Source organism: Lebetimonas sp. JH292 (assembly GCF_000523275.1).
In the GTDB taxonomy this organism is placed as follows: domain Bacteria; phylum Campylobacterota; class Campylobacteria; order Campylobacterales; family Nautiliaceae; genus Lebetimonas.
The window spans coordinates 1,426,793-1,435,810 of the sequence record NZ_ATHQ01000001.1; the positions used below are offsets into that span (position 1 = coordinate 1,426,793).

A 9,018-nucleotide genomic window follows, 5' to 3' on the forward strand; every position below is an offset into this window, starting at 1 on the left:
CGAAATTGACTTTAATAATTCGGAAGACAAGCATATTGTTGATAATATTTACGAAAGCATTTTACGAATTGCGTGATGCAGGAAACAAAGGCGAATATTACACACCAACCCGAAATTGGGCGAAAAAGTGCTTGACCGTTGATGAAGAATATATTTTGCAACTTAAACCAGTTGCTTATGTTTTGGGCTTAACCAATTTGATTTTGCACGAAATGGATGTTCCCGATTATGTATATAAAGACAGTTTAAAAACAGAATACAACAGCATTGGAAGAAAAGACCAAGTGGATGTAATTGCCGACTTGTTTGTGATTTTAATGTTACAACTATTAAAACCCAAAGGACGGGCTGTTATTGTTTTGCCCGATGGCTCAATTACCGGTGATGGTGTAAAAAAATTTATTGTTTTTTGAAAAAGGAAGCCCTACAAAAGAGATTTGGTATTACGAACACCGCTTACCCAAAGGACAAAAATCTTACAGCAAAACAAAACCAATAAGATTTGATGAATTTAAACGAGTGGTGGAACAACCGTAAAGAAAGCGAGGTAGCTTGGAAAGTAAGCCGAGGCAATAACCATTTTTCAGAATTCATTGAATAGGATGAATGATATAAAACAAGCTATTTTACAGCAAGCCATACAAGGCAAACTAACCAAAGATTGGCGAAAACAAAACCCGGATGTTGAACCGGCAAGCGAACTTTTAAAAGCATAAAAGCAGAAAAAGAAAAACTCATAAAAAAGAAAAAAATCCGCAAAGAAAAACCGCTACCGCCAATCACACAAGAGGTGAAATAGCAATCGTAATGAGTGATGTTCCTAATGGACGGGCTTTAAGTCGCTGTTTTTTAATTGACGAAAACGATAAATACTCTCTAAATCACCATAAATACTTAATTAAAGTATTAGATAGAAATAAATATTATTTATCTTTCATGGTGGATAGAGGTGAAAATATTGACAATATGCCTGTTATTCATCCGCAAGCCAGAAGATTGATAAAGCTGTATGATAAAATAAATAAAACAATAAATGAAATCCAAATCCAAAAAGCTCAAACAATCCATTTTACAAGAAGCTATACAAGGTAAGTTAACGGCCGACTGGCGAAAACAAAACCCTAATATTGAACCTGCAAGCGAACTTTTAAAACATAAAAACAGAAAAAGAAAAAATGGTTGGGTTTGGTGTTATATAAGTGAATTAGCAGAATTATACACTGGTAACAGTATAAATAAATCAGAAAAAGAAGCTAAATATACAAAACAACAAAAAGGGTTAATTTATATTGGGACAAAAGATGTAGAATTTAATATGAGAGGAATAAACTATAATCCTACAAAAGAATTAGAAAAATTCAAAATTGCACCTAAAAATACAGTATTGATTTGTATTGAAGGTGGTAGTTCTGGTAAAAAAATCGGTATTACCGCACAAGATGTATGAAATACCATAAATGAAGTAAATTTTAAAATATCTATATTTTGTATAACTCTCCACATTTTAAATCTGAATTTAATAAACAAAGAGAAAGGGTTAAGAGGAGGTGTATCTGTAAATTCATTTAAAAATATTAAAATTGCCCTTCCCCCGCTTGCCGAACAAAAAGCCATAGTTGAAAAATGGAAGAAGAGATACTAAAAAGCGAAAAAAATGCCGAAATAAGGAAAAGTGATTGCTGATATTTCTACATCCACACTGTAATTTAGAATGGGCAACTTCACCAATAGATGTTTTTATATACAAAGATGCAACTGGTATTCAGAAATTTATAGAAGAAGCAAAAAAGAAGTGATGATGTAGATGAAGAAAGGCTTATGACCCTATTGATGAATTTACATTTGATGATTTATCCAAATATGAAAATTCTGAAATTTTAAAAACAAAGATTGTCGGTAAAGAAGATATTGAAATTGGTAAGCTAATACATAAACTTGATAATACCAACAGTAAATGAAATTAACAAGATTTTAAAGCTATTTGGTTTTACAAATTTTATGCTTGAAGAGGGTATTTTTATCATATGTTAAGAGGTAGCACAAATGATACAGGAGTTGGGGATAAAATTGTAGTAAATGTAAAAAACGGAACTAATGGAATAAAACAGATTTTCATACTTACGCACAATGTTTACTTCTTCAAAGAAGTTACTTTTAAAGGTGGTGGAAATAATCAACGAGTTTTAATCCATTACCTACTTCAATATTTTGGGAGGCCTTGATTATGAAGATGCAATAAGTAAATTTGAAGGGGAAAAACAGATAATTTGCAAATCTCTTATTTCGTGGGATATACAGTAAATCAGCCGTTAATCGAAACCCTGATATCTTGGGTAAAATCAGGAGAAATAGCAATTCCCGAAATTCAAAGGCCTTTTGTATGGAGTTCTACGAAAGTCAGAGATTTGATGGGTATCAAGGTTATCCAATCGGATATATCATTGCTTGGAGAAACCCAAACATTAAACTCAAAGACGGTTTATCATAAGAAAAAAAGACTTTAACACCTGCTATTGCAAAAGACAAAAAATGGGTAGATGATATTTCAACTGTTTTTAACGGTAATTTATTCGATATAGTTGGAAACTATTTAGAGAGGATAAATTAAAAATTCAGACAGTTTTTCAGGATTTGATAAATATTCCCAAAAAACAGATTGGGCTTATAGAATTAAGCGGACATCTCGATATTGAAAAGGTAACAGAAATCTTTATCCGAATTAATAGTCAGGGTGTTGAATTAAGTCAGGCAGATTTTGTTATGTCAAAAATTGCAGCAAATGAAGAATATGGCGGTAATCTTTTGCGAAAAGCAATAGATTATTTTAGCCATTTAGCGATTGCTCCTGAATTTTATTCTCATATTGCTGAATATATGATCCAACCTACAAAGATATTTTAAGAGTTGCATTTACATTCAAATTCAACGTAAAGAACTTTATTAACGAAACAAATTTTAAAAGATTTTTAATGATTATAAAATCCGCAGGTTTTGTTGATAATAGATTGATTAGATCTGTAAATGCGATGATCTGCTTTAATTGAAAAATATGTAAAAAAATGGTTTGTCCTTACTGATATTCCGGTTCCCCTGAAAGCAGATTTGATTTTGACATAAAAAATATTTCTTTGGAATGCAGAATTAATTCAAAGATTAAATACTTCAAGTTCTACAAGTCCTGTATTTAACGTTTTTTCAATGCTATTTTAATAATAAAGGTTTTTTATCGAAAGATATTACCGTAAAAAACTTGATTGAACAAAGAGGTGATGTTCACCATATTTTTCCAAGAGACTTATTGAAAAAGAAAGGTCTGACAAGAGGACATTGAAGATACTTTAAAATATCAAAAATTTTTAATACAAAGATAATATATTTTCAACTTTCAAGTATTTAATTCAATTGTTCGCTCTTTTTAAATTCATAAACAGGCTCTTTTTTACTGCCTAAAATAAAATCTTTTGTAATAATAATATAAAACAGGAAGCATTATTTCTTCTTCAAAAACAAGCTCTATTCCGTCCATGTCAAAAAACGCCCGGTATTGTTTTATTATCAAATATTTTTGTTTTATTTTACAAATGCACCACCGCATATAAATAAAATATGGGATGTGTTTATTAAAACAGTGTCGGAATTGCTTTTTTTATTACCTTTTACAGGCACATACACATCAGAGCCTTCCAGTATTTTTAAAAGTCCCTGCTGCACTCCTTCTCCTGAAACATCCCTTCCTATGGCGGCACTTTCACTTTTTTTTGCAAGTTTGTCTATTTCGTCAATATATATGATGCCTTTTTGTGCAAATTCTACAATTGTAATTTGCCGCAACCAAAAGCCTTGATAATATACCCCCCACATATCCGGCTTCTGTTAAAGAAGTCGCATCCGCAATGGCAAACGGGTGTTTTTGCAAGAAGCGTTTTTCCGCTGCCTGTCGGGCCTATCAGCATAATATTGCTTTTTTCGAGTTCTATGTCATTATATACAGGGTTTTCAATTCTTTTGTAATGGTTATACAGGGCAACTGCCAGTATTTTTTTGGCTTTTTCCTGTCCAATTATATATTTGTCAAGATGTCCCACAATTTTTTCTTTTCTTGAAGGTAGTTTGCTTTTTGAAGCACTTTACATGTTTTTACACATTCGCTGCAAATTGTTGACTTTTCAGTGGAAAACATTTTTTCCACTTCGCTCTGTTTTCTTCCGCAAAACGAACATATTTTTTCGTTATCCATATTAAACCTTTCTTCCAGAGATATCGGAATATGTGTTAAATTATGTCTTTTTAAAAATTTTTCCTCTTTTTTACTAAGAGGGGGTTCTTTTACATAATATCCTCCATCTAAATCCAAAGTCAGTTCATTTGCCACCATCCTTTCTGTGTCTTTTGAAAAATCAGCACCTAAAAAAAGATATTTTTTGCCTTTTCTGTATTTTTTTAAAAAAGCGGGAACCGCAAATCCGCCCATGACTTCTGTAATCCAATCTACATAATCCGTCGAACCCATAGGTTTAAAAAAAATGTTTCGTGCGTTTTTCAGCTCTTCATCATCGGTTTTTATATACTGCTTTGTTTGTATTTCCTACAATAAGTATATGATTTAAATTTACAATTTCTTTGTGTATTTCCGTAGGCTCAAACGGTTTGGAATATATCCAGTTTGTCAGCTGTTGGATATATTCATAACCTCTTCTTTGTTCCAAATGCATAGCTGCTCTTGAAAATTCATACATTAGTCTCGGAAAATAAGTGAATCGGAATCATAAGGCATCTGCTCGCCCTCTTTTGTTTTAACATTTTTAAAAATTCCTATACCCAAATAAGGAACTGTTTTATTTTCTTTAATCTCTTTTTTTATGTTTTTAATTAATTCTTTCATATTCCTTTATTGTTATAAATCTCTTTTGAAGAGATTATTTTTCTTTTTAGTTTTTCTAAATTAAATTTTTGATAAACATCATCAGGATCATAATATATTGCCCCGTCTTTTGATATTAAAATGAGCGCTTTTGTAATAGTTTCCTTATCTTCCATTTTAATTGTTAAACCGTAAATGTCTGAGAATTCATTATCTTTATCAAACAGGACAATAACTGTTATATATTTTGAAACCTTATAAAAAGCATGGTTATTATAAGCTGAGTATCAAATTCAACCGGGATTGAATTTTTATCATATAAAGAAGCGGTATATCTTCCAAATAATAAAATTTATTTTTATATTTTATTTTCAAAACTGCTCCTTTTTTTATGTATATGCAATATTTATTCTATTGTTTAGAACGTTTTAAATAAGGAGAAAAAAATGAATTCAACAAACAAAAATTTTTTACCGGAAGATATAAAAGAAAAAATAAACAACCATCCGTGTTACTGTGAAGATGCACATCATCATTATGCCCGTATTCATGCGGCTGTGGCTCCTGCATGTAATATTCAGTGCAATTACTGCAACAGAAAATACGACTGTTCTAATGAAAGCCGCCCCGGTGTTACAAGTGAGAGAATGACTCCCGAAGAAGCGATAAAAAAAGTACTTTATGTGGGGGGAGAGGTTCAGCGTCTGAGTGTTTTGGGTATTGCAGGCCCGGGTGACGCCCTTGCAAATCCGAAAAACACATTTGAAACTTTCAGGCTGGTCAGGGAAAAAACGCCTGATCTTAAACTCTGCCTTTCAACAAACGGGCTGGCTCTTCCTGATTATGTGGATGAACTTGTAAAATACGGGGTTGATCATGTCACCGTTACAATAAACAGCTGTTGATGAAACAGGGGAAATAGGTTCAAAAATATATTCCTGGGTTTATTACGACCATAAAAGACATTTTGGTATTCTGCTTCAAAGACAGCTTGAGGGTATTAAAAAATGTGTGGAAAAGGGTATTTTAATTAAAGCCAATTCCGTTTTAATTCCGGGAATAAACGATAAGCATCTTCCAAGTTGCAAAAAAATTAAAAGAAATGGGGGTGTTTTTACACAATATATATAAGCCTGCGGTGTGGATGTAAGGCTTATGAAACACTGCAGACAGTGCAGGGCCGATGCCGTGGGTCTTATAGAAAGCAAGAAAAGAAGCGAAAAACAAGATAGAAGAATTTAGAAAAATCCTTGAAAAGGCAAATGAAAGAGCAAGGGAACTTGAAGAAAATCTAAGCTCAGAGAATAAAACCATTTTAGTTGCCGTTACAACCGCAGGTGAGGGAATGATTAACCAGCACTTCGGCTCAGCAAAAGAATTTTTAATTTATAAAGCAGGAGACAGGGGTGTTATGTTTGTTCAACACAGAAAAATAAACAGTGCGTATGCCCAGAGTGTAGGTTCACAACCCTAAGAGACGGAGAGCAGGCCCCTTATGTGGCTTTTAACACAAAAGAAAAAATAGCAATTGCCAAAATGCTTGTGGAGTGTGGTGCAGACGAGCTTGAAATAGGAATTCCGGCTATGGGGGAAGATGAAAAAAGAGATATAAAAACACTGCTTTCTTTAGAACTTGATGTGCGTATGATGACATGGAACAGAGCCGTGATGAAAGATTTGGAAGCCTCACTTGAGTGCGGTGTGAAAGCTAGAAGTTGAATTTAAAGGATATTAAACAATCTTGAAAAAACAATTACAGAGGCAAAAAAAGAGGGGGTTTTTGTATGTATGGTTTAGATTCTGCGATACGGTTGGAATACTTACCCCTTTAAAAACATATGAAATTATTAAAAAGCTGACGTCATTAAATCTTTTGCCTATAGAAATGCACACACATAATGCTTCGTTTGAACAGGTTTTGATGAACCGAACTTAATAAAAAAAGTAAAAGGCTTTTTGCGCATGAAAGCGGCATACATGCTGATGCCTACGAGCCTTTTGAAGCGTTTCCAATAGGTAAACATTCAGGCTCTTCCACGCTTATGTATCATTTAAAAGCTGCGGGGATAGAGGCTAAAAAAGAGGTTTTAAGAATTGTAACAACAAGGAAATTTATAAGATGGCTTAAATTAATAGATACACCCGAAATAATCTCAATTGCAAAAGAGATGGACATTGAGGTGGACACTTTTCCGCATTTGTTTTTGGAATATATAAAGAAAATATGTTAGCGGGCGTAATTCTGACGGTGGAATATGAAAAAAATATTCAGATTAAATATTTTATGGTAGAAAATAGATTTTAAAAATGCAAAGGAACAGCTCATTAAAATTTGCACTTCCAGACAGTTTTCAGCATTCTTGCTCTATTACTTCAAAAGATGTTTTTTTAGGACCCTGGATATCAAAGGATGAATATGAAGCGGAAAAGGTTAAAAAGAGTAATATCATACAGCCCGGATATTAAAAATATTAACAAACTTTTCAAAAAATACAATTTTGAAAAAACAGAAAAACTGGTTTTTTTAAGCTATGGGGATTGTGAAATAAATTTTAACAATATTTATTCGTTTTCATTTTAAAAGGAGGAAAAAATGGAGAACTAAAAAAAGAAATTGGAAAAAGAAAAAGAAAAGCTGTTGAGCTGGCCGGTCAGATTCATGACATTGTGGAAGATACATTGTGGGTGGATTATAACAAGATTTAAAAAAGAAATGTAAAACAGGCTATTGAAATTTTTGAGAATACTTCTTTACCTTTTAAAAAGGCAAAAAAATTGGTAACTGAATGCAACAGATGCTGCTGCAGAGAACCTTTAAAAAAAATTCGGTAAATATGATTTTAAAGAGATAGAAATGCTGATAGAAAAAAGGTGGGAGAGAATAAGAAAACTGGCTGAAGGAGATTAAAATGGATATTAACGGATGGAGTGAACTTAAAAAATGGCTTATTAAACATAAGGCTTTAGGTGAAAATATTGACAATCCTTTATATATTACAAGGTTGAACCTTAGCTCTAAAGAGATAAAAGAACTTCCAGGTTCTATTGAACTGCTTGAAAATCTTGTTACGCTGGATTTAAGTGACAATTTTTTAGAAGCGCTGCCTGAGAGTATTAAAAATTTAAAAAAACTGATAAATTTAAATATATCCAAGAATAATTTTAAAGTTTTGCCTGAAGTTTTGGGTGAAAAATGCAAACGGCAATTTGATAGAAAATGTCGATGTGCTGCAAAAATGTCAGAGTTTAAGCAATTTAAGGGTAGTTAATATTTCAAATAACTTTATAAAAGGAATTTCTTCAATTTGTAAATCCCTTTGCAATGTGGAAAGACTTGATATCTCTTCAAATTTAATAAAGGAAATTCCGGATGAAGTGTCATATCTTGTTTCTTTAAATGTTTTAAACGCCCAGGATTTCTGAATTAAAAGTTATAGATATGGAAGATCTTGAATACTAACAATCCTGTACAAAAAGATTTATTTAAGAGATGATTTTGCCCCTTATTTGGAAAGCTTTTCCGCCGACGGGTGCGGGCTAAAAGAATTTTTAATGTTTAAATCAGGTGAAATTAAAAATTTGTGCTACAGCTCAAATGAACTTACCGAATTGTCAGAAGAGATAATTAATTATTCAAAGCTTGAAGAATTGTATATTGATGATAACAATATAAAAGATTTACCCGAAAACCTTGCCAATCTTAACAATTTGAAAATATTGTATGTCGAGGGGAACCCTTTAAACGCCCATGCTTTAAAAGTAATAGATATTTTACATCCAAAAATATGTGATATCAAAACAAAAAAAGGATGAAGAGGCAAAAGAAACAGACCTTCCTGAGATGGCGCATTTAATAGGGGAGCTGTTTTCAATAGAGAAAGATTTTGAAATAGATTTCACTAAACAGTTAACAGGTATAACAAAACTGTATAAACAAAAAGGTAATGTTTTGTTGGTCGCCAGGGATAATGACAAGGTGGTGGGTATGGTTACAATGCAGCGCCTCATTTCAAGTGCGGAAGGTGATTATATAGGGCATGTTGAGTATCAAACGTATCTTAAAGTTTTCCATTACAAAGCGTAAACATTTTTACAAATTTGTTTCTCTTTTGTTTCTTTTTGTCAATATTTTGTATTTTTTTCCGGTTTTTTAACAA

General features: G+C 32.3%; 17 protein-coding genes and 2 pseudogenes. 15 read left to right on the forward strand and 4 right to left on the reverse strand.

Annotated features, from left to right (window positions below; genetic code table 11):
• Positions 1-38: 38 nt before the first annotated feature.
• The 5 genes and pseudogenes from DZ64_RS12500 to DZ64_RS14215 form a co-directional block, all read left to right on the forward strand.
• The gene (locus DZ64_RS12500) at positions 39-413 is read left to right on the forward strand and encodes a type I restriction-modification system subunit M (RefSeq protein WP_024790256.1); all 375 of its coding nucleotides are present in this window, start codon (positions 39-41) and stop codon (positions 411-413) included.
• A 394-nt stretch (positions 414-807) separates the two neighbouring features.
• A complete protein-coding gene (locus tag DZ64_RS12425; protein WP_156922646.1) occupies positions 808-1,092 on the forward strand; it encodes a hypothetical protein in 285 nt (94 codons plus the stop codon).
• Complete coding sequence (locus DZ64_RS0108835) at positions 1,034-1,447, forward strand: hypothetical protein (RefSeq protein ID WP_024790257.1); 414 nt, start codon at positions 1,034-1,036, stop codon at positions 1,445-1,447. The genes DZ64_RS12425 and DZ64_RS0108835 overlap by 59 nt, the downstream gene beginning before the upstream one ends.
• Before the next feature lie 27 nt (positions 1,448-1,474).
• Entirely contained in the window at positions 1,475-1,642 is a 168-nt protein-coding gene (locus DZ64_RS14210; protein ID WP_369792122.1) for a restriction endonuclease subunit S, read from the forward strand.
• Between the two features lie 643 nt (positions 1,643-2,285).
• Positions 2,286-2,860 (forward strand): annotated as a pseudogene (locus DZ64_RS14215) (hypothetical protein); the annotation flags it as partial.
• Positions 2,861-3,579: 719 nt separating this feature from the next.
• On the opposite strand, the pseudogene DZ64_RS14220 reads toward DZ64_RS14215, so the two are convergent.
• The 4 genes and pseudogenes from DZ64_RS14220 to DZ64_RS12440 form a co-directional block, all read right to left on the reverse strand.
• Positions 3,580-4,237, reverse strand: a pseudogene (locus DZ64_RS14220) (AAA family ATPase); the annotation flags it as partial.
• Positions 4,238-4,550: 313 nt separating this feature from the next.
• Entirely contained in the window at positions 4,551-4,736 is a 186-nt protein-coding gene (locus tag DZ64_RS12905; RefSeq protein ID WP_236618700.1) for a hypothetical protein, read from the reverse strand.
• Positions 4,736-4,882 (reverse strand): hypothetical protein, encoded by a 147-nt coding sequence (locus DZ64_RS12910; protein ID WP_201768493.1) that lies wholly within the window; start codon positions 4,880-4,882, stop codon positions 4,736-4,738. Before DZ64_RS12910 ends, DZ64_RS12905 begins: the two co-directional genes overlap by 1 nt.
• Positions 4,879-5,037, reverse strand: coding sequence for a hypothetical protein (locus tag DZ64_RS12440; protein WP_156922647.1), 159 nt, complete (start codon positions 5,035-5,037; stop codon positions 4,879-4,881). The genes DZ64_RS12910 and DZ64_RS12440 overlap by 4 nt, the downstream gene beginning before the upstream one ends.
• A gap of 270 nt (positions 5,038-5,307) precedes the next feature.
• On the opposite strand from DZ64_RS12440, the gene DZ64_RS12915 reads away from it, so the two are divergent.
• From DZ64_RS12915 to DZ64_RS0108965, 10 genes are all read left to right on the forward strand, one after another.
• Complete coding sequence (locus tag DZ64_RS12915) at positions 5,308-5,766, forward strand: radical SAM protein (RefSeq protein WP_024790264.1); 459 nt, start codon at positions 5,308-5,310, stop codon at positions 5,764-5,766.
• Between the two features lie 440 nt (positions 5,767-6,206).
• Positions 6,207-6,335, forward strand: coding sequence for a NifB/NifX family molybdenum-iron cluster-binding protein (locus DZ64_RS12920; protein WP_201768494.1), 129 nt, complete (start codon positions 6,207-6,209; stop codon positions 6,333-6,335).
• A 23-nt stretch (positions 6,336-6,358) separates the two neighbouring features.
• On the forward strand, positions 6,359-6,580 hold the full coding sequence (locus tag DZ64_RS12925) for a hypothetical protein (protein ID WP_024790265.1): 222 nt from the start codon (positions 6,359-6,361) through the stop codon (positions 6,578-6,580).
• 61 nt (positions 6,581-6,641) lie between these two features.
• On the forward strand, positions 6,642-6,797 hold the full coding sequence (locus DZ64_RS12930; protein WP_201768495.1) for a hypothetical protein: 156 nt from the start codon (positions 6,642-6,644) through the stop codon (positions 6,795-6,797).
• A 106-nt stretch (positions 6,798-6,903) separates the two neighbouring features.
• Complete coding sequence (locus tag DZ64_RS12935) at positions 6,904-7,092, forward strand: hypothetical protein (RefSeq protein ID WP_024790267.1); 189 nt, start codon at positions 6,904-6,906, stop codon at positions 7,090-7,092.
• Between the two features lie 343 nt (positions 7,093-7,435).
• On the forward strand, positions 7,436-7,567 hold the full coding sequence (locus DZ64_RS14225) for a CCE_0567 family metalloprotein (RefSeq protein WP_084029426.1): 132 nt from the start codon (positions 7,436-7,438) through the stop codon (positions 7,565-7,567).
• Between the two features lie 203 nt (positions 7,568-7,770).
• Positions 7,771-8,130: a hypothetical protein gene (locus DZ64_RS12505; protein ID WP_024790268.1), complete on the forward strand. Its 360-nt coding sequence runs from the start codon at positions 7,771-7,773 to the stop codon at positions 8,128-8,130.
• Positions 8,087-8,284, forward strand: a complete 198-nt coding sequence (locus DZ64_RS14230) for a leucine-rich repeat domain-containing protein (RefSeq protein ID WP_162147544.1) — start codon at positions 8,087-8,089, stop codon at positions 8,282-8,284. Before DZ64_RS12505 ends, DZ64_RS14230 begins: the two co-directional genes overlap by 44 nt.
• A gap of 129 nt (positions 8,285-8,413) precedes the next feature.
• Positions 8,414-8,674, forward strand: a complete 261-nt coding sequence (locus DZ64_RS0108960) for a leucine-rich repeat domain-containing protein (RefSeq protein WP_156922649.1) — start codon at positions 8,414-8,416, stop codon at positions 8,672-8,674.
• On the forward strand, positions 8,649-8,945 hold the full coding sequence (locus DZ64_RS0108965) for a hypothetical protein (protein WP_024790270.1): 297 nt from the start codon (positions 8,649-8,651) through the stop codon (positions 8,943-8,945). Before DZ64_RS0108960 ends, DZ64_RS0108965 begins: the two co-directional genes overlap by 26 nt.
• Positions 8,946-9,018 lie beyond the last annotated feature (73 nt).